General features: G+C 61.9%; 15 protein-coding genes and 2 pseudogenes. 8 read left to right on the top strand and 9 right to left on the bottom strand.

The features are described 5' to 3' along the window. The first annotated feature begins 312 nt into the window (after positions 1–312). The 3 genes and pseudogenes from OKW35_RS02840 to OKW35_RS02830 form a co-directional block, all read left to right on the top strand. Complete coding sequence (locus OKW35_RS02840) at positions 313–453, top strand: hypothetical protein (RefSeq protein WP_167368862.1); 141 nt, start codon at positions 313–315, stop codon at positions 451–453. Between the two features lie 26 nt (positions 454–479). Further along, positions 480–2,096, top strand: coding sequence for an ABC transporter substrate-binding protein (locus OKW35_RS02835; RefSeq protein ID WP_429551193.1), 1,617 nt, complete (start codon positions 480–482; stop codon positions 2,094–2,096). 152 nt (positions 2,097–2,248) lie between these two features. Continuing rightward, positions 2,249–2,439 (top strand): annotated as a pseudogene (locus tag OKW35_RS02830) (DNA-binding protein); the annotation flags it as partial. A 48-nt stretch (positions 2,440–2,487) separates the two neighbouring features. On the opposite strand, the gene aspA reads toward OKW35_RS02830, so the two are convergent. The 5 genes and pseudogenes from aspA to OKW35_RS02805 form a co-directional block, all read right to left on the bottom strand. Beyond that, on the bottom strand, positions 2,488–3,972 hold the full coding sequence (gene aspA, locus OKW35_RS02825) for an aspartate ammonia-lyase (protein WP_429551192.1): 1,485 nt from the start codon (positions 3,970–3,972) through the stop codon (positions 2,488–2,490). A 583-nt stretch (positions 3,973–4,555) separates the two neighbouring features. Continuing rightward, the gene (locus tag OKW35_RS02820; protein WP_429551191.1) at positions 4,556–4,900 is read right to left on the bottom strand and encodes a cupin domain-containing protein; all 345 of its coding nucleotides are present in this window, start codon (positions 4,898–4,900) and stop codon (positions 4,556–4,558) included. Positions 4,901–4,912: 12 nt separating this feature from the next. Next, a pseudogene (locus OKW35_RS02815) lies at positions 4,913–5,933 on the bottom strand (M14 family metallopeptidase). A 14-nt stretch (positions 5,934–5,947) separates the two neighbouring features. Beyond that, entirely contained in the window at positions 5,948–7,420 is a 1,473-nt protein-coding gene (locus tag OKW35_RS02810; RefSeq protein ID WP_429551190.1) for an NAD-dependent succinate-semialdehyde dehydrogenase, read from the bottom strand. 34 nt (positions 7,421–7,454) lie between these two features. After that, complete coding sequence (locus OKW35_RS02805; protein WP_429551189.1) at positions 7,455–8,537, bottom strand: tartrate dehydrogenase; 1,083 nt, start codon at positions 8,535–8,537, stop codon at positions 7,455–7,457. 136 nt (positions 8,538–8,673) lie between these two features. Here OKW35_RS02805 and OKW35_RS02800 point away from each other — a divergent pair, with 136 nt between their 5' ends. Then, positions 8,674–9,630: a LysR substrate-binding domain-containing protein gene (locus OKW35_RS02800; RefSeq protein WP_429551188.1), complete on the top strand. Its 957-nt coding sequence runs from the start codon at positions 8,674–8,676 to the stop codon at positions 9,628–9,630. 36 nt (positions 9,631–9,666) lie between these two features. Here the strand turns inward: OKW35_RS02800 and OKW35_RS02795 are convergent, their stop codons facing one another. The 4 genes from OKW35_RS02795 to OKW35_RS02780 form a co-directional block, all read right to left on the bottom strand. After that, the gene (locus OKW35_RS02795) at positions 9,667–10,164 is read right to left on the bottom strand and encodes an Lrp/AsnC family transcriptional regulator (protein WP_187619384.1); all 498 of its coding nucleotides are present in this window, start codon (positions 10,162–10,164) and stop codon (positions 9,667–9,669) included. Between the two features lie 53 nt (positions 10,165–10,217). Further along, the gene (locus tag OKW35_RS02790) at positions 10,218–11,615 is read right to left on the bottom strand and encodes an aspartate aminotransferase family protein (RefSeq protein WP_429551187.1); all 1,398 of its coding nucleotides are present in this window, start codon (positions 11,613–11,615) and stop codon (positions 10,218–10,220) included. 183 nt (positions 11,616–11,798) lie between these two features. Further along, the gene (locus OKW35_RS02785; protein WP_429551186.1) at positions 11,799–12,725 is read right to left on the bottom strand and encodes a 2-hydroxyacid dehydrogenase; all 927 of its coding nucleotides are present in this window, start codon (positions 12,723–12,725) and stop codon (positions 11,799–11,801) included. A gap of 6 nt (positions 12,726–12,731) precedes the next feature. Continuing rightward, positions 12,732–13,616 (bottom strand): GNAT family N-acetyltransferase, encoded by an 885-nt coding sequence (locus tag OKW35_RS02780; protein WP_429551185.1) that lies wholly within the window; start codon positions 13,614–13,616, stop codon positions 12,732–12,734. Between the two features lie 277 nt (positions 13,617–13,893). Here OKW35_RS02780 and OKW35_RS02775 point away from each other — a divergent pair, with 277 nt between their 5' ends. The 4 genes from OKW35_RS02775 (at position 13,894) to OKW35_RS02760 (ending at position 19,366) form a co-directional block, all read left to right on the top strand. Further along, a complete protein-coding gene (locus OKW35_RS02775; RefSeq protein ID WP_429551184.1) occupies positions 13,894–15,384 on the top strand; it encodes an aldehyde dehydrogenase family protein in 1,491 nt (496 codons plus the stop codon). Between the two features lie 288 nt (positions 15,385–15,672). Continuing rightward, positions 15,673–16,341, top strand: a complete 669-nt coding sequence (locus tag OKW35_RS02770) for a haloacid dehalogenase type II (RefSeq protein ID WP_187619379.1) — start codon at positions 15,673–15,675, stop codon at positions 16,339–16,341. Between the two features lie 66 nt (positions 16,342–16,407). Further along, positions 16,408–17,682, top strand: coding sequence for an NAD(P)/FAD-dependent oxidoreductase (locus tag OKW35_RS02765; protein WP_429551183.1), 1,275 nt, complete (start codon positions 16,408–16,410; stop codon positions 17,680–17,682). A gap of 67 nt (positions 17,683–17,749) precedes the next feature. Beyond that, positions 17,750–19,366: an ABC transporter substrate-binding protein gene (locus OKW35_RS02760; protein ID WP_429551182.1), complete on the top strand. Its 1,617-nt coding sequence runs from the start codon at positions 17,750–17,752 to the stop codon at positions 19,364–19,366. Positions 19,367–19,463: the final 97 nt, after the last annotated feature.

Raw genomic sequence — 19,463 nt, 5'->3', positions numbered from 1 at the left:
GACACCGCGCCGGCCGGCGTCACGAGTTGCGAGGGCGCCGTCGAGGCTCATGTGGACGCCGCCATCATCGGTGGCGCTTTCACCGGGCTGACCGCGCCGCTCGCGCGGGGCAGCCGCGGGATGCAAAAAGCGACCGTATCCTGCAGTCGAACATGGCGGAGGTGTTTCCGGGCGTTGGCAACGCGCGTAGCAACTATCGCCGGACGGTGTCGTCGACAGGACGGCTGACTGTCTGGCTCGCGCAGGACGGCAGGATGAGATCGATGTTTCGATGGGCCACAGGCGCCACGGCACGCAGATGTCGACGCACTGATGGCTGATGTGAGCGCCGGAAACGCCAAGGCGAACCCATGGTGCGATTTGGACTGGCCTGCCATTCCTGGACATACCGGCAAACCATCGTTCCTGCCGCTCGTCGGCGCGTACTTCCGGATCAAAGACGCCTTTTATTGACGAACAACTCCGTGTGGAGGAGACAGATGCACAAGATAAATATGTCCGAGGCTGCCGCCAGCGTCGGCGATGAACTTCAACAACTCACCCGCGCAGGGGTGTCGCGACGCAATCTGCTTCGCGCGATGGCTGCCGGCGGCTTGCTCTCGATGACTGGCGCCGGACTGATGGCGGCGAGCGGGTCGGCATTCGCGCAACAGAATCCGAAAAAAGGCGGAAAGATTCGCGTCGCGATGCAAGCGTCGTCCACCGCTGATACGCTTGATCCTGCGAAGGGCGCGCTTGGCACGGACTATGCACGCGGATACATGTTCTACAACGGCCTGACCGAATTCGACTCGCATCTTGGCGCAAAAATGGCCCTGGCAGAGTCCATTGAAACGAAGGACGCGACCGTTTGGGTCGTCAGGCTGCGCAAGGGCGTGCAGTTTCACGACGGCAAGGCACTCGCGCCCGCCGATGTTGTCTATTCGATCATGCGCCACAAGGACCCGGCGACCGCCTCAAAGGCGAAGACGCTCGCGGACCAGATCACGGACGTGAAGGCGACGGGCGCGAATGAGGTGACGATCACGCTCGAAGGTGCGAACGCCGACCTGCCGGTGATTCTGGCGACCTCGTACTTCAAGATCATCAAGGACGGCACGAAGGATTTCACGACGGCTGTCGGCACGGGTCCCTTCAGGTTCAAGGAATTCTCGCCGGGCGTGCGCACCGTCGGCGTGCGCAACGAGACCTACTGGAAGACCGGACTGCCGCATCTCGATGAGATAGAACTCGTCGGCATCGGCGACGAAGCGGCGCGGGTCAATGCGCTACTTTCAGGTGACGTGCAACTGATCAATGCAGTGACGCACATCTCGGCGCAGCGGATCAGGGGGACACCTGGCTTTTCTGTACTCGAGACGAAGACAGGACAGTACACCGACCTGATCGTGCGGGACGAAGGCGGCATTACGGGCAACGAGGATTTCCGCCGCGGCATGATGTATCTGTTAGATCGCGAACAGATTCTTCACGCGGCTTTTGGCGGCTACGGGGTGATCGGCAACGACCAGCCTGTTGATCCGACCAACAGGTACTATCTGGCGGGTCTGCCGCAACGAGGGTTCGATCCGGACAAAGCGAAGTTTCATTTCCAGAAGGCAAAGCTCGGCGCCGCTCCGCTGCAACTGTACGCGTCGCCGCCGGCCACCGGCTCGGTCGAAATAGCGATGCTCCTCCAGGCGGTCGCGCCGCGCGCTGGGCTCAATCTTCAGGTGAGCCGTATGCCTCCAGACGGTTACTGGTCGAATCACTGGATGAAGCATCCGCTCAGCTTTGGCAATGTCGACGCAAGGCCGAGCGCCGATGTGCTCTTTACGCAGTTCTTCAAGTCCAACGCGCCTTGGAACGAAGCGAACTGGAAAAACCCGAAGTTCGATCAGATGCTCCTCGCCGCCCGCGGCGAACCGGACGATGCGAAGCGCAAGAAGATCTATGGCGACATGCAGGTGCTCGTGCACGAAACCGGTGGGATTGGCATTCCGTTGTTCCTGAGTTCACTCGATGCGCATACGTCGAAGCTCAAAGGGCTCGGCTCAATCCCGCTCGCTGGCCTGATGGGCTTCATGTTTGCGGAACACGTCTGGCTTGAGTCCTGACCGGGGCCGATTGCAGTCACGCGCCGCTGCCGCGCGGCGCACCCTTTCCATTCAGGAGGCGTTTGTATGAAAGCCAACGCCGCAACGGCCCACGCCATGTCAGTATTGATGCTGTGCTGCGCGCTCATTGCACAGATGGCGCGCGCATGATGGAGAGCCGTGTGCGCATCGACCATCTCGGCCTTCCTGCTGATCTCGGTGCGGCCGCCGGCGAACTGATCGCTACGCTTTGGACGCGCGCGGCGCATTGCGCGGCCAGCTCGAGGCGCAGCGCGTCGAGGCGGCGCTTGAGCAGCGCTCCCCGGCACTGCTTGCCCCGCAGGTCGAGGTGCGGAATGTGGATCTTCGACCATATCTCGCCTGCGTTCCGCAGGCGAGATATGGTTGGCGGCTATGGAATGGGATCGGCAGACGATAAGCTCTGCTCTGCGTCCTTTCCGCGAGTGGTGGAAACCAGATCGACCAGGTTCTCATAGACTCGGGGCTGAATAAGAGCCTCTGGACGCAGCGCCTCGTCGAGCTGGGCCTCCGTCATCAACTGTCGGCGAAGAACGACCTCCCTGATGGTCGTGCCGTGCGCGTGAGCTTCCGCTGCAACGGCCGTCGCGTTCTTGTAGCCGATGTACGGGTTCAATGCCGTTGCGAGCGCGAGGGACCGCTCCATCGTCGCGCGCAGATGCTCCGCATTCGCCGTGATACCCTTCACACACTTATCGGCGAGCGCCGTGCAAGCTGCAGTCAAATGTTTGAAGCTGCGAAACAGCGCGCTTGCCATGATGGGCTCAAAAGCATTGAGCTGGAGCTGGCCGCCCTCAGCGGCAAACGTGACGGTGATGTCGTTCCCAAAAACCTCAAACGCCACCTGGTTGACGACCTCCGGGATAACTGGATTGACCTTGCCAGGCATGATGGAAGAGCCCGCCTGCATGGGTGGCAAATTGATTTCCCCAAAGCCGGCGCGAGGACCGCTGGAAAGTAATCGCAGGTCGTTGCACGTCTTTGATAGCTTGACCGCGATGCGTTTCAGTACACCCGATATTTGAACGAATGCTCCGCAGTCCTGCGTAGCCTCAATCAGATTCGGTGCTGTACTTAGCTCTATACCGGTAATCCGTTTCAGTGCTTCCAGCGCCTTTTGTGCATATTCCGGGTGAGCGGTGATACCGGTGCCAATGGCCGTAGCTCCGAGGTTGATTTCCCGAATCAGCGCCGAAGCTTCGCGCAAGCGAGCCATATCCTCTTCGAGCATGACCGCGTAAGTTGAAAATTCTTGCCCCAAGGTCATCGGAACGGCGTCCTGAAGTTGCGTGCGGCCCAGCTTCAGCAGGCCGGCAAACTCCAATGCCTTATCATCGAATGCCGCATGCAGTCGCGCCATAGCTTCGAGCAGATGCTCGATGGCGAAGAATGTCGCGATTCGAAGTGCCGTCGGATAGACGTCGTTCGTGCTTTGTGCGAGATTGACGTGTTCATTCGGATGAAGATGCTTGTAGTCACCCCGCTTGTGGCCCATCAGTTCAAGGGCCCGGTTGCAAATAACTTCATTGGCGTTCATGTTGGTGGATGTCCCGGCGCCGCCCTGGATGACATCTACTATAAACTGCTCATGCAGACGACCATCACGCACTTCGATACATGCGGCGACTATGGCGTCGCGCAGTGTCAGCGGCAACAACCCAAGTTCCGTGTTGGCTTCGGCGGCGGCCTGTTTCACGGCCGCGAGTGCGATAACCAGGTTGGGATAGGACGAGACAGTGATTCCCGAAATTTCGAAATTTTCCTTCGCTCGTAGGGTGTGCACGCCATAATATGCTTGCTGCGGTAACTGCCGCTCGCCAAGAAGGTCGTGCTCGACACGGAACTCCTGATTGCTCATAGCTCTCTCCAACGGGTTTTTTGATAACAGTTCAGCTGTCCGGATGCTCGACGATGCGCCAGGGCACTTGGTCGGCTCCGGTGAACAATCGATTTGCCATCGCCGGGCGCGACGCTTTGAGGTGAGTCACGACTTATCGGCGGAGCGACGAGTGCGAACACGCCCGCCAGATGAGTCACGCTTTCGCTACGCGATAGCCCCGTAGCGACCGTCGGAAGATGGGTTTCGGCAAACTATCGCTTCGCTTCGATCGTCGGGATTCATTCACTATGCATTCAAGCCTTTCGCCTACACGATGATCAGTCTGCGGCACCAGGGCTGACGATTGGCGCCGGTGTGAGCGTCATGGCGATGACGTACGGCACTACCAGGCGGCACGTCGATATCATCTGCACGCCTTATAAAGCAGTGCCTCAATTAGCATACAAATCGGGCTTTCTCACACCTCCAACCGCTTCAGCTCATCCACGCCACGTCGCTTCACTGACTTTGGTTCGCGCTGGAGCGAAACCCGCAAGCAGCTGAACAAGCTTCAAAATAACTGGATTGGGCACCGCCAGACGCACTTCATAACGCGCGTAGTCTATAAGATCACGTACACCTTGCGCATCGTTTCCTCGACCTCCCATAGTCCTTCCGTATCGGCTTCAAAAAACAGCGTGTCGCCTGCCGTGAAATGGATCATTGTTTCGTTATCGGGCGTGAAGCGGCCGCGCCCTGCCAGGAAATGCATCACTTCCGCCTGTTTCACCGAGCGGCGGTAGGTGCCCGCCGTGCATTCGAAAATGCCGGTGTCGACTGCCTCACTGCCCTTGATGACGCACTGCACGCCCGACACGCCGACCGGCGAGGTGCCGGGCAGACCCGCCGTACCCCAGTCTTCCAGGTTTTGCAGACTGATGCTGTGTTTGATCGGTTGCACCTTCATTTCTCATTGCCTTTATTCGCAGTTTGGGTCGCGGAGGTTGCCCGTGGTTTGCCAGATTGCTGGCTGGAACGTTCGCTCGACTGTTTGCTCGACTTGCCCCAACCGCACGACCGTAACGCCGGGGCGCAGCTGGCGCAGCGAGGGCATCACGAGCATGCAGTTCGCGTAAGGCGTTGCCACCGCCTCGCCGTTCGACCAGCCGATTACGGTGCCGGCGTCCGGAATGGTTTCGAGACCCGTGTACGGGCCTGCGAAACGGAAATCCGTGCTCGTCGCGACGACCGGCTGTGACGCGCACGATATGCGGGCTTCCGGCAACGGTGCGAGCCAGCCAGCGGGCAGATCGGTGTCGTCGACCACGCCCGCGAGCAACAGGAAACGCGCGGTTGTATCGCGCGCCAGGGCCACCGCGGCGCGTTCCCAGTGTTGTCCGCATTCTATGAGCAACGCATTCTTCGGACTGTTCGCGTCGCCGAAACCTTCATAATCGCGCAGCCGGCGGCCTTCAGGATGGCCTGCGTCGCAAATCACGGTGGAGGGCGTGCCGAGCCGTATGGCGATGTCGATGCCTTTCCGCAGCGGCCCCGCGACGATCAGCGGCGCGCTTTTTTCATGCATCGAATGCAGATCGAGCAGCGCGTCCACCGTGTCGATCACTGGCCGCATTTCCCGCGCGCGGGCCAGTTCGCTCGAGGTGCGCGATGTGTCGTCGAGCACGGCCGCGGTCCACACGCGGTTGAAGTCCTGGTCGATGAAGCGGGCCGCGTCGGGCCTCGCGGGGTCGAAACTGCGATAGGCCGCGACGTTCGCAAAGGCGAGCGTGAGACGGCCGCGGCGCGGCTCCAGCCGATGACGCAACAACGCGTCCACCACGATCGCGCCGCACACCTCGTTGCCGTGTGTCAGCGCATTGATCATCACGTGTGGGCCGGGCACACCGGAATCAAACGTGTGCACATATGGGACCCCCCGATGTCGATTGCGCGTACACCGAGATATCGGGAAACTCGACTTCGATCGGATAGGCGTCCATGCTCGTGTCTGCGCTCATTCGAGATTGCCGTGGCAGAGGTATTTGATCGACAGGTAGTCGTCCAGGCCGTACTTCGAGCCTTCGCGTCCGTAGCCCGATTCCTTGACGCCGCCGAATGGTGCCGCCTCGCTCGAGACCGCGCCTTCGTTGATGCCGACGATCCCGGCTTCGAGCGCGCGCGACACGCGGTCGATGCGCTTGACGTTCTCGCTGTAGAAATACGCGGCGAGCCCAAACGGCGTGTCGTTCGCGGCGGCAACGGCTTCGGCTTCGTCGTCGAAACGGAACAGCGGCACGATCGGACCGAAGGTTTCCTCGCTGTTCAGCTGCATCCCGGCGGTGGCGTCGGCGAGCACGGTCGGCGCGTAGTAGTGCGGGCCAAGTTCCTTGAGATGCTTGCCGCCGGTCAGCACGCGCGCGCCGTGCAAGATCGCGTCGTCCACGTGGCGGGCGATCTTGTCGAGCGCGCGGTTGTTGATCATCGGGCCGATCTGCGCGGCGGGGTCCGTGGCGGGCGCCACTTTCAACGCGCCGACCCGCTCGGCCAGCATCGCGCCGAAGCGCTCATACACGCCGGCCTGCACATAGACGCGATTCGGGCACACGCAGGTCTGGCCGCCGTTGCGGAATTTCGCGGCCAGCAAGCCGGTGACGGCGGCGTCGAGGTCGGCGTCGTCGAACACGAGGAAGGGCGCGTTGCCCCCCAGTTCCAGCGAGAGTTTCTTCAGTGTCTCAGCGGATTCCCGCGCGAGATACTTGCCGACCGGCGTCGAGCCGGTGAAGGTAATCTTGCGCACGCGCGCATCGTGCAGCCAGTCGGCGACGGTGGCGACCGCGTGATCACGCGAGGCGGTGATCAGGTTCAGCACGCCCGCTGGTACACCGGCTTCATGCGCGAGCAGCACGAGCGCCGAGGCGGTGAGCGGCGTGTCTTCAGCGGGTTTGGCGACCACCGTGCAGCCGGCGGCGAGCGCCGGCGCGATCTTGCGCGCGATCATAGCCAGCGGAAAATTCCACGGCGTGATCGCCGCGACGATGCCGATCGGTTCCTTCAACGCTATCATGCGTTTGCCGCGCTGCTGCTGCGGAATCAGATCGCCGTAGATGCGCGTGGCTTCTTCCGCGAACCATGCGACATACGAAGCGCCGTACGCCACTTCGCCTTTGCCTTCCGCGAGCGGCTTGCCCTGTTCGAGCGAAATCAGCGTGCCGAGCGCGTCCTGATTCGCGACGATCAGCGCATGCCAGCGGTGCAGTACGGCGGCCCGTTCCTTTGGCAGTCGCGCCCGCCATGAGGGCAGGGCACGCGCGGCTGCATCGGTGGCGGCGCGGGCGTCGGCGGGACTGCTGTCGGCGACTTCGGCGATGACCTCGCCGGTGGCCGGGTCGGTCACGGCAAAGCGCGCGTCGTCTTGCGCGGGCGTCCAGTCGCCGTCGATGAAGTTGTCGGAGCGAATGAGTTCGCTCAGTTCGAATGTGCGTGCCATATGGCCTCCTGTTGCCTGAACGCAATTAAACCAGTTAAGCGAATCTCGCGGCGATCGACTGACCGACTTCGGTAGTGGTCGCTTTGCCACCGAGGTCGCCGGTATGCGGGCCTTCGATCAGCGTCGCCTCGATCGCGGCGAGAATCGCATCATGCGCCTCGCGTTCCGCCCCCTCGTGGTTGCCGAGGAAGTCGAGCATCATCGCGGCTGACCAGATCATCGCGATCGGATTGGCGATATTCTTGCCAGCGATGTCGGGCGCCGAACCGTGCACCGGTTCGAACAGCGAGGGAAACTTGCGGTCCGGATTCAGATTGCCCGACGGCGCGAGGCCGATCGTGCCCGTGCAGGCAGGACCGAGATCGGAGAGGATGTCGCCGAACAGATTGGTGGCGACCACCACGTCGAAGCGATCCGGGTTCAGCACGAAGCGCGCGCAGAGAATGTCGATGTGCTGCTTGTCCCAGGTCACATCCGGATACTGCGCCGCGATGCCGGCCGCGCATGTGTCCCACCACGGCATGCTGATCGCGATGCCGTTGCTCTTGGTGGCGACCGTGATCTTCTTGCGCTCGCGCCGTTGCGCGAGTTCGAACGCGAACTTCAACACGCGCTCGCTGCCGTGCCGCGTGAAGACGGATTCCTGCAGCACGAATTCGCGCTCCGTGCCTTCGAACATCACGCCGCCCACCGACGAGTATTCGCCCTCGGTGTTTTCACGCACGATCCAGAAGTCGATGTCGCCCGCCTTGCGGCCCGCGAGCGGCGAAGGCACGCCGGCAAAAAGGCGCGCCGGGCGCAGGTTGATGTACTGGTCGAATTCGCGGCGGAACTTCAGCAGCGAACCCCACAGCGAGATGTGATCGGGCACCGTGTCGGGCCAGCCGACCGCGCCGAACAGGATCGCGTCGGCCGTTTGGAGTTGCGCTTTCCAGTCGTCCGGCATCATGTTGCCGTGCTTTGCGTAGTACTCGCAGCTCGCCCATTCAATGTGCTGATATTCCAATTCGATGCCGAAGTGTTTCTTCACCGTGTCCAGCACGCGAATGGCTTCCGGCATCACCTCGACACCGATGCCGTCGCCGGGTATGACTGCAATGCGATATTTCTTCGACATGTTTTGCTCCTTGCTTGAGGCTTCTGAACGGTTCAAGAATAGTGATTTTATTCCTGTTGTTTGCGACTAAAATGATCGCTTTAGTTAAGCCACTGTGCACGATTCGTGTACAACCGTGTTGGCGACCAGGCGACCTATGAATATCAATCCGTCACCCGATCTCGGCGATTTGCGTGTGTTTTGTGAAGTGGCGCGCAAATCGAGCTTCAGCGCAGCGGCGGAGGCGCTGTCGGTGTCCGCGGCGTATGTCAGCAAACGCATCAATGTGCTCGAGACGACGCTCGGCACGCGCTTGTTGCATCGTTCCACGCGCCGGGTCGCGATCACGGAAGCGGGTGAACGGGTCTACACGTGGGCTGAAAGGATTCTCGACGATGTCGATCAACTGGTGGAGGACGTGTCTACCACCCGCCGCATTCCTGGCGGCAAGCTGCGCATTTCCAGCAGCTTCGGCTTCGGCCGCCGTTTCGTCGCGCCCGCGCTGGCCCGTTTCTCCGAGAGCTATCCCCAACTGAGCGTGCGGCTCGATCTGTTCGACCGTCTCGTCGACGTGGGCGGCGAAGGCTTCGACCTCGATATTCGCATCGGCGACGAGATCGCCCCGCATCTGATTGCGAAGCGGCTCGCGTCAAATCATCGTGTACTGTGCGCTTCGCCGGAATACCTCGCGCGGCACGGCGCGCCGCGGCAACTCGCCGATCTGTCCTCGCACGCATGTCTCGCAATCAAGGAGCGCGATCATCCATTCGGTCTATGGCGCTTGACGGTGCGCGGCGAAACGGCGTCGATCAAGGTCACGGGACCATTGTCGACCAATCACGGCGAGGTGGCGGTGCAATGGGCATTGGCCGGGCGTGGCATCGTGTTGCGTTCGATGTGGGAAGTGCGGCCCTTGCTCGACAGCGGCCAGTTGCAGCAGGTTCTTCCCGAAGTCGCGCAACCCGCGAACCTGTGGGCGGTGTACCCGGCGCGGCTCGCTCAGTCGGCAAAAGTGCGGGTATGCGTCGACTTTCTAAGCGAGGAATTCGCGCAATGGAGACCTCCGGCTGACGATGCGGCCGGCGTGAACATGGCCGGACCTGCCGCGCGTTAAGCGGCAAGCTCCAGGAGATCACGGGTAAAGCACCGCCTAGTGATGGTTCTGCGAGAACAGTGCTTCGAGCGGGTAGTGACTCTTCACGAATGGCGACTTGATAATCACGTAGCTGAAGTATTTGTCGATGCCGACATCGCGCTCCAGCAGACCCTCGACGATGCTTTGATAATGGCTCACGCTGCGCGTGACGAACTTCAGCAAATAGTCATAACCGCCGCTCGCCAGATGACACTCGACGATCTCGTCGACGTCTTTGATCGCGTTCACGAACTTGATGAAGTCTTCCCGCCGATGATCGGCGAGCGTGACCTCCGTAAACACAAGCTGCACGTCGCCGAGTTTTTCGAGCTGGATCTGCGCACCGTACCCGATGATGTAGCCGGCGTTCTCCAGACGCTTGACCCGGATCAGGCACGGACTGGGCGAAAGGCCGACCGCGTCGGCAAGCTCGACGTTGGTTATGCGGCCTTCCTTCTGCAACTGGGAAAGTATGCGCAGGTCAATCCGGTCCAGCTTGCAGTCGCTACTCATCGTAACGTTGTCGCTCCGGCGAAAGGTGAAAGGGACTCGAAGGGCCCTCTACTCTAGCACGCAGTGGCATGAGTTTTGACCTTCAGCGCGGCCCGTACATCGGCTTGTCCGAGAACGTCGTCGAGGGTTTTCTCGAGGCGCTCGAACATCAGATCGAACTCCGCTTCCGTGTACGACAGCGCCGGCGCAAAGCCGAGAATGTTGTCGCCGAACGCGCGGAAAATCAGGCGGTTTTCATACGCCGCGGCGGCGATCCGTTCTGACAGTTTCAGCGACGGGTCGAATCCGGCCTTGCTGTCTTTGTCCGACACCAGCTCGAGTGCACCGAGCAGGCCGCGATGGCGCGAGTCGCCCACCAGCGGATGCGCGAGCAACGCGTCGAGGCCGCGTGCGAACCGCGGGCCGCGGGCGACGCCGTTCGCGAGCAGGCCGCCTTCGTGATAGAGGCGTATTACCTCGAGACCGATCGCCGCGCTCACCGGATGCGCCGAGTACGTATGGCCGTGGCCGACAACCGCTTCGGCGTCGCCGTCGGCAATGCCTTGATAGATTTCGTCTGACATCAGCACGGCGCCCATCGGCGCATAGCCGGCGGTCAAGCCTTTTGCCATGGTCATCAGATCCGGCTCGACGTTCTCACCCTGGCAGGCGAATAGCGGACCGGTACGGCCGAAACCGGTGATGACTTCATCGGCGACGAACAGAATACCGAGCTGACGGCAACTGTCGCGCATCGCTTTTAGCCAGCCGACCGGCGGCACGATCACGCCGCCCGAACCCTGGATCGGTTCGCAGAAGAAGGCCGCGACGTTGTCCACGCCCAGTTCGGCCACTTTCGCTTCGAGCGCAGCCACCGAAGCGGCGATCAACGCGGCGTCGTCGGCGAAATCGTTACGGTACGCATACGGCGACGGCAGATGATGCTGGTTCGGCAACGGCAGATCAAAGTTGCGGTGAAACGCGGGCAACGCGGTGAGCCCCGCGCCCATCGTCGACGAACCGTGGTAGCCACGTTGCAGCGCGATGATGTGTTTCTTCGCCGGCCGCCCGGTTGCGTTGAAGTAGTGCGTGATGAAACGGATGGCCGAATCGACTGCATCGGACCCGCCGAGTGTGAAATACACATGTTGCAGCGAAACGGGCGACACTTCCACCAGCTTTTGTGCGAGTTCGATTGCCGGGGCCGAGCCGAAATGGAAATAGCCGGTCGCGTAGGGCAGTTTCTTCATCTGCTCGGTGGCAACGTCGACAATGCTTTGCTGGCCGTAACCCACGTTCACGCACCACAGACCTGAGAAGGCGTCGAGCAGCTCGTTGCCGGCCGCGTCGCGCAGGAACGCGCCGTGGGCGGACTCGAGGACGGTGACGCCGCGCGCCTCGTGCGCGCGGTAGCTGATAACCGGGTGAATCAGATGTTTGCGGTCGGCTTCAATGAGCGAATGAATCGGCATGATGGTTTCTCGTCGCGGAAAGGGGCTGTTGACCGCTCCATACTACTGACCTACGACGATCACGTGCTCACCTAAACAACCGTCCGAAAAGCGCGTCCGACGCGTTTTGATACCTGGTCTCGGCATTTTCTGCTGCGGACGCAGAAAAGCCGCGACGGGCGGGCGTTTCAGGCAGCGGCGCGTTCAATATCCCTGTGTCCGATCAATCTGACCGAGCATCGGCCGGCCTTCGCGATGGCGGCGCAGATTCTCGAGCACCACGTTGACGGCGCTCTCCGGCCGTGTCGCACTGGCAATATGGGGTGTGATACGCACACACGGATGCGTCCACAACGGATGGCCGGAGGGCAGCGGCTCGGGATCGGTGACGTCGAGAATGGCACTGTGCAACTGGCCGCTGTCCAGCGCCACCAGCAGATCGTCCTGATTCAGATGCGGACCGCGCCCGGTTTGAATCAGCGATGCGCCGCGCGGCAGCTTCGCGAACAGTTCGGCATCGAGCCGGCCGCGTGTCGCCGGTGTGAGCGGCAACAGGCAGATCAGGATGTCGGTGCGAGCGAGAAACTTATCAAGCGCGGCTTCGCCCGCACAGCATTCGACGCCTTCGATCTCGCGCGGCGATCGGCTCCAACCTGCGCAGGCGAAACCGAATAGCCGCAACTTGCCCAGCACCGCCGTGCCCAGCACGCCGAGCCCCAGCACGCCAACGCGGCGCTCGCCGGCCGGCTTGAGCGGCAGTTCACGCCAGATCTGTTGTTGCTGCTGGAGACCGTAGTCGAACAGATCGCGATGAATCGTCAGCACCGCTTGTGTGACGTATTCGACCATTCCTTCGATAATCCCCGGCTCGATCATCCGCACCACCGGTATATGCGCCGGCACGCCCGACAGGTCGAACTGATCGATGCCCGCGCCGACCGAGAAAACGATTTCCAGGTTCGGGAAGGTGCGGGTGGGATCTTGCGGCGGTTGCCAGGCGGCGAGGTAGCGGATCGCGGCCGGGTCGCCGAGATCGGGCCAGACGTGAAACGGCAGGTCCGGTGCTTTCTGCGCGAAGAGTCTGGCCCATTGCGCGCCACGCGCCGGGTCGGCCTTATAAAGGAAGGTCATGGTGGATCAGCAGATCGCCTGGTTGATGATGCCGTATTGCAGATAGGGGCCTCTTTTGCCCGCACCTGCAAGATCAGCCGGCGTGGCGGGTCGAACCATTTTGACGACCGTATCAACGCGCGGAACTCCCAACTGTGTCAGCCATTCGGTCAGCCCGCTCTCGCCTGGCGTATCGATACGTACGAACACGCCTTCGTTGAGCGCCAGCCAGTGGCTGATCAACGCCTTGGCGCGGCTCGAATCCTCCGACGCGGGCGCGACCACGGGCCCGATCGCAAAGCCTTTCCCGAAGCGGCGAAACAGCGCGAAGCCGACCAGTTCGCCGTCGCGATCGAGGGCGATGCCGTCGGCGGTATTCAGCAGCGCGGGCAGGACTTCGCCCCTGTCGAGGCCGCTTGCCTGCGATGCCAGTTCGACCATCCGCGCAGTATCGCTCGACCCGAGCGGACGCAGCCGCTCCCCGGGCGGCAAGGAAACGAGCGGCGGCTGGAATGCCGCGCCTTGATGCTGGTCGAGCATGCCGACCGCGCGAAAACCGAGCTTCTCGTACAAAGGTTGCCCCGCCGGTGTGGCATGCAGAAACGTGATCCGGCTGCCGAGTTCCTCCAGCACCAGATCCATCAGCTTGCTGCCGATGCCGCGCCCTTGCTGTTCCGAGGACACGATCACCATGCCGAGCGATGCCCGGTCGGCACCGTATTTCCAGCACAACGCCGTGCCGATCACGCCGCTCGCGTCTTCCGCGACGAAACCCGCACCCAGTTGCGCGACGAAACGCCAGTCGTCCGCGCGATGCGGCCATTTGAACTCAACACCCAGCGCATGCGCGGCGGCGATATCGTCGTGGGTGAAAGGTCGATAGGTAATCGAACCGGTATTCGAATCGGACACGCCGTACTCCCTGAATGGCTGAAAGCTTACGTCGTCACTCTGTCATCCGGTGCGCGGTGTGACTAGGACGATCGTTCTATCTTTGGCACTCGAAATGGCCGAATCCCGAATCAATACAAAACGCCGCGTTTGATGGCTCATTACAGGCGCGTTCTGCTGCGCGAGGATTTTTATCGGCGACATATGCCGCGCCTACGGCTCTATGATTTTGTCATAGCGGCGGCATCTAAAGACGCGCCGAGAGAGACCGACAGCCAGTCACACAGGAAACCTTCTCATGGACAGCTTCAATCCGGACGACGTCGCGATTCGCAGCGGACATTACATCGGCGGTGAGTATGTGGATGGTGACCTGCGCAGTGGCGGGCGCTGCATCGAGGTGGCGCGGCCCTCTGACGGCGCGATCTATGCCTGCGTGCCGCTTGCGGACGCCGGGGTGGTGGATCGCGCGGTGGAGAACGCGTGGCAGGCTTTCAGAACCAGCGGTTGGGCGCGCATGGCGCCGCGTGAGCGCGCAAAGATCTTGCGTCGTTTCGCTGAACTGATCGAAGCCGATGCGTCTTATTTAGGCCGTCTGGAGGCGCTCGGCTCGACCCGCCCGATTGTTCAGGCAATGGGCTGGGACGTGCCTTTCACCGCTGAAGGCATCCGCTTCTACGCCGAATTCGCCGACAAGCTGGGCGGCGACGTGGCGGCGACCGACCATGACCACCTCGGTATGACGATCGCCGAGCCGTACGGCGTGATCGGCGCGATTGCGCCATGGAATTTCCCACTGGTGATGGCTTCGTGGAAGATCGCGCCCGCTCTCGCCGCGGGGAACGCGGTGGTGCTGAAGCCTTCGGAGATGACACCGTTCTCGGCGTTGCGGCTTGCCGAACTGGCTGTGCAGGCGGGCGTGCCGGCGGGCATCCTGAACGTGGTGCAAGGCGACGGCCGCGTCACCGGCGACGAACTGGTGCGCCATCCGAAGATCAGCAAAGTCACCTTCACGGGCTCCACGCGCACCGGCGCCGCGATCATGGCGGCGTGCGCAAACAGCGGTACGAAGCCGGTCACGTTGGAGCTGGGCGGCAAGAGTCCGCAGATCGTGTTCGCCGACGCGTCGCGTCTCGACGACGTCGCACGGCGGATCGCAGGCGCCATCACTGGTAACGCCGGTCAGGTGTGCGTGGCGGGCTCGCGGCTGCTGGTCGAGCGAACCCTTGTCGAACCGCTGGCAGAGCGCATCGGCAAGGTCTTCGCCGAGTTGAAACCGGGCGCGACCTGGACCGCAAGCACCACGTTGTCGCCAATCATCTCCGCGCCCCAGGCAGCGCGCATTGAAGCGATCGTCGGCCGCACGCTGGATGCGGGCGCGACGCTGCGCTATGGCGGCGTCAGGACCGACGGTGGCGCTCACGGCGCGTTCTACAGCCCCACCTTGCTCGCGGACGTCACGGCTGATTCCGAAGCAGTACGCGAAGAGGTTTTCGGCCCGGTTCTGACGCTGCAGCCCTTCGATACCGAAGAAGAAGCGCTCGCGCTTGCGCAGCACCCCGAGTACGGGCTCGCTGCTGGCGTGCACACCGCCGACCTTGGCCGGGCGCTGCGCTTCGTGCGCAGCCTCGAGGCGGGCACGGTCTGGGTCAACCGCTACGGCCGCACCTCCGACTTCATGATGCCGACAGGAGGCTTCAAGCGCTCCGGCATCGGCAAGGACCTCGGGCGCCAGGCCTATGAGGCGAATCTGCGTTTCAAGAGCGTGCTGATCGACCTACTGGCCTGAACACCTGCCATGCGGATGGCGTGCGGCCGCAAACCGAGCAGGGAAAAGGCTTTCAGCCCGAGCGCCGCATTGTGTGCTGTCAGTGACCTCAAAACGCATGGTTTGTATCACCGGCAGTGCGCGAATCAGGAACATCTATGTTTTTGCGCTGGTTAAATCTTTTACAGGAATGAGATTTCCCTGTCGCTGGCGTTTGCGCTTTGACGCGTTACTCCGGCCCCTTGAAGTTAGTTGCTGTTTTCGCCAATGAACTCCAATGCGGGTTCCCCATCACGATAGGACTGCACCATGATCGACTTCGAACCGAAATACATCACCTTCGACTGCTACGGCACGCTCACCAAATTCCGCATGGCCGACATGACGCGCGAAATGTTTGGCCATCTGCTGAACGCCGAAGACCTCGAAAAGCTCGTCGCGTTCTATTCGGGCTATCGCCGCGACGAAGTGCTCGGTGCATGGAAGCCATATCGCGATGTGGTGGTCAACGCATTGCGCCGTGCCTGCAAGCGCATGAACGTCGAGTTCAATGAAGTGGAAGCAGAAAAGATTTATACGGCCGTGCCGACCTGGGGTCCGCATCCGGACGTGCCGGAAGGTCTCTCGCGTCTGGCGAAGAAATACAAGCTGGTGATTCTGTCGAACGCGTCGAACAACCAGATCCAGAGCAACGTCGACAAACTCGGCGCGCCGTTCCACGCGGTCTTCACGGCCGAGCAGGCGCAGTCGTACAAGCCGCGTATGCAGGGCTTCGAATACATGTTCGACCAACTGAACTGCAATCCGGAAGACGTGCTGCACGTGTCGTCGAGCCTGCGCTACGACCTGATGACTGTGCATGACATGGGCGTCAAGCACAAGGCATTCGTCAATCGCGGGCACGAGCCTTCAACGCCGTACTACCAGTACTACGAAGTCAGCGACATTCCGCATCTGGCTTCGGAACTTGGTCTGTAGGCGCCGCTTGCATACGCTGAAAACAGCCAATCCCCTCGCTCATTGCTGCGCTCAAGGACAGACCCGATGAAGCTCGATTCCTACTGGCTCGACACGGCACCGCCCTTGCTCTCGGCGTGCGAGGGTCCGCTCGAAGGTCAGACCGATGTGGTGGTAATCGGCGGCGGCTTCACCGGGCTGTCGGCGGCGCAGGCGTTGGGCAAGCGCGGCGCGTCGGTGACGGTGGTCGACGCCGGCCGCATCGGCGGTGGCGCGTCCGGGCGCAACGGAGGACAGGTCAACACTGGTGTCGCGCAGGATTTCGTCGCACTGGTCGCGCAACTCGGTCTGGAGCGGGCGAGCGCCTGCTACCGCGCGTTTTCCGATGCGGTCGACACAGTCGAGCGTCTGATCCGCGAGGAAAACATCGACTGCAACTACATCGCGACCGGCAAGCTGAAACTGGCGTCCAAGCCGCACCACCTCGCACGTCTCGAGAAAACGGCAGAGGCGATCAGGCGTGAAGTCGATACGGATATCGAACTGATCGATCGCAGCGGTATCCGCAGTGAAATCCAGTCGGACAGTTTTCACGGTGGATTGCTGCACCGGCACGGCGGCCAGATGCATATGGGCAAGTTCGTCGTCGGTCTCGCGGAGACCGCGGTGCGCCGCGGCGCCAGGCTATACGAAAACGCGGCGGTCACCGCGATCGTAAGAGACGGTGGCGGCTTTCGCATCACCACGGCGCGCGGCGACGTGCGCGCGAAGCAGGTCCTGATCGCAACGGGTCCGTCGCGGCATGGACCGTTCGGCTGGTACCGGCGGCGTCTCGCGCCGGTCGGTTCGTTCATCGTCGTGACGGAGCCCGTGTCACCGCAGTTGTTGGCACAAGTATTCCCGAACCAGCGCGCGTACACCACCACGCGGCTGATGCACAACTATTTCCGCGTGACACCCGATTCGCGTTTGCTGTTCGGCGGCCGGGCGCGTTTCACCGCGTCCGAACAGCCGTCCGATGCGAAGAGCGGACGCATCCTGCAGGAGGGTCTCGCCGGGATGTTCCCGGCGCTGGCCAACGCCCGCATCGACTATTGCTGGGGCGGTCTGGTGGACATGAGCGCTGACCGTCTGCCGCATGCCGGGCAGCACGATGGCATCTATTTTTCCATGGGATACAGCGGCCACGGCACGCAAATGTCGACGCATATGGGTCAGGTGATGGCCGATGTAATGGATGGCCACGACGGCAGAAACCCGTGGGGCGACTCCGCATGGGCTGCTATTCCGGGCCACACCGGGAAGCCCTGGTTCCTTCCGCTCGTAGGGACGTATTACCGTATCAAAGACATTTTTTATTGATTCTTCGTTGTTGCTTTTGCCATTAAAAACCACGCAGCTATCCCTGTCACCCCCGCGGAGAAGTTCGATGAATAAGGAAACCTCGCAACATGGCGCTCTTCAACTCGGTACTGAGTTGGAGCGGTTGACGTCAAAAGGCGCGTCACGGCGCGCCGCGCTGCGCGCGATGGCGGCGGCCGGGATGATGTCGGTGACGGGTGCAGGCCTGCTGAGCGCGAGCGGCGCGGCGTTCGCGCAGGCGAAGCCGAAGCAGGGCGGCAAGATCCGGGTGGCGACGCAGTCCGCTTCGGCCGCCGACACGCTCGATCCGGCCAAGGGCGCGCTTGCCACCGACTATGTCCGCGGCTTCATGTTCTACAACTGTCTGACCGAACTCGATTCGCATCTCGGCGCGAAGATGGCGCTCGCCACCTCGCTGGATACGAAAGACGCGACCGTGTGGGTCGTCAAGCTGCGTTCCGGCGTGCAGTTCCACGACGGCAAGGCGCTCGCGCCTGCCGACGTGGTGTATTCGATCATGCGTCACAAGGATCCGGCGACCGCATCGAAAGCGAAGACGCTGGCCGACCAGGTCAAGGAAGTGAAGGCGACCGGTCCGAACGAAGTGACGATTACCCTGGATGGCCCGAATGCCGATCTGCCGGTGATTCTGGCCACCTCGCATTTCCAGATCATCAAGGACGGCACCAAAGATTTCAAAACCGCGGTCGGCACCGGCCCATTCAAGCTCAAGGAATTCTCGCCAGGCGTGCGTACGGTCGGCGTGAGGAACGAGAAGTACTGGAAGCCGGGCCTGCCGCACCTGGACGAAATCGAACTGGTCGGCATTGGCGACGAATCGGCGCGTGTGAACGCGCTGCTCTCGGGCGACGTGCAGCTGATCAACGCGGTGCATCCACGGTCGACCACGCAGATCAAGGGCGCCGGCGGTTTTTCCGTGCTGGAGACGAAGACCGGCCAGTACACCGACCTGATTGTTCGCGACGAAGCCGGCATCACCGGCAACGACGATTTCCGGCGTGGCATGATGTACCTGCAGGATCGCGAGCAGATGCGCCGGGCGATCTTCCAGGGCTACGGCGCGATCGGCAACGATCAGCCGATCGACCCGACGAATAAATACTATCTGGCGGGCCTGCCGCAGCGACCCTTCGATCCTGACAAGGCGAAGTTTTATTTCCAGAAGGCAAAGCTCGGCAGCGCGCCGCTGCAGATCTTCGCGTCGCCGGCCGCAGACGGGTCGGTAGAAATGGCGATGCTGCTTCAGCAGGTTGCGCCGCAGGCGGGCCTCAACCTGCAGGTAAGCCGCGTCCCGGCCGACGGCTACTGGTCGAATCACTGGATGAAGCATCCGTTGGGCTTCGGCAATGTCAACGCGCGTCCCAGCGCTGACGTGATCTTCACCCAGTTTTTCAAGTCCGACGCACCATGGAACGAAGCGAACTGGAAGAGTCCCAAGTTCGACCAGATGCTGCTTGCGGCGCGTGGTGAGCCGGACGACGCGAAGCGCAAGAAGATCTACGGCGATATGCAGGTGCTGGTGCATGAAACCGGCGGCATCGGCATTCCGATGTTCCAGAGTTCGCTCGACGCCCATACCGACAAGCTCAAGGGGCTCGGCTCGATTCCGCTGGCCGGCCTGATGGGCTTCATGTTCTCGGAAAATGTCTGGCTGGAAACGTAACCTGAAAAGCTTTCGAGCCCGACCGGCTGGAAAGCCAAACGGAGCGAATCGGTCAACATCCGCGATATCAGGTACGCCGCTTCGAAGCGGCGCCCGG

Source organism: Paraburkholderia sp. MM5477-R1, from assembly GCF_050436385.1.
GTDB lineage: Bacteria > Pseudomonadota > Gammaproteobacteria > Burkholderiales > Burkholderiaceae > Paraburkholderia > Paraburkholderia tuberum.
The sequence above is the reverse complement of the archived record's forward strand: the minus strand, read 5'-3'. Positions and strand labels throughout refer to the sequence as shown.

Excerpts from the sequence above, each read along its gene's own strand:
- OKW35_RS02840 (WP_167368862.1), top strand. The coding sequence starts at position 313 with ATGGCTGATGTGAGCGCCGGAAACGCCAAGGCGAACCCATGGTGCGAT.
- OKW35_RS02835 (WP_429551193.1), top strand. The coding sequence starts at position 480 with ATGCACAAGATAAATATGTCCGAGGCTGCCGCCAGCGTCGGCGATGAA.
- aspA (WP_429551192.1), bottom strand. The coding sequence starts at position 3,972 with ATGAGCAATCAGGAGTTCCGTGTCGAGCACGACCTTCTTGGCGAGCGG.
- OKW35_RS02820 (WP_429551191.1), bottom strand. The coding sequence starts at position 4,900 with ATGAAGGTGCAACCGATCAAACACAGCATCAGTCTGCAAAACCTGGAA.
- OKW35_RS02810 (WP_429551190.1), bottom strand. The coding sequence starts at position 7,420 with ATGGCACGCACATTCGAACTGAGCGAACTCATTCGCTCCGACAACTTC.
- OKW35_RS02805 (WP_429551189.1), bottom strand. The coding sequence starts at position 8,537 with ATGTCGAAGAAATATCGCATTGCAGTCATACCCGGCGACGGCATCGGT.
- OKW35_RS02800 (WP_429551188.1), top strand. The coding sequence starts at position 8,674 with ATGAATATCAATCCGTCACCCGATCTCGGCGATTTGCGTGTGTTTTGT.
- OKW35_RS02795 (WP_187619384.1), bottom strand. The coding sequence starts at position 10,164 with ATGAGTAGCGACTGCAAGCTGGACCGGATTGACCTGCGCATACTTTCC.
- OKW35_RS02790 (WP_429551187.1), bottom strand. The coding sequence starts at position 11,615 with ATGCCGATTCATTCGCTCATTGAAGCCGACCGCAAACATCTGATTCAC.
- OKW35_RS02785 (WP_429551186.1), bottom strand. The coding sequence starts at position 12,725 with ATGACCTTCCTTTATAAGGCCGACCCGGCGCGTGGCGCGCAATGGGCC.
- OKW35_RS02775 (WP_429551184.1), top strand. The coding sequence starts at position 13,894 with ATGGACAGCTTCAATCCGGACGACGTCGCGATTCGCAGCGGACATTAC.
- OKW35_RS02770 (WP_187619379.1), top strand. The coding sequence starts at position 15,673 with ATGATCGACTTCGAACCGAAATACATCACCTTCGACTGCTACGGCACG.
- OKW35_RS02765 (WP_429551183.1), top strand. The coding sequence starts at position 16,408 with ATGAAGCTCGATTCCTACTGGCTCGACACGGCACCGCCCTTGCTCTCG.
- OKW35_RS02760 (WP_429551182.1), top strand. The coding sequence starts at position 17,750 with ATGAATAAGGAAACCTCGCAACATGGCGCTCTTCAACTCGGTACTGAG.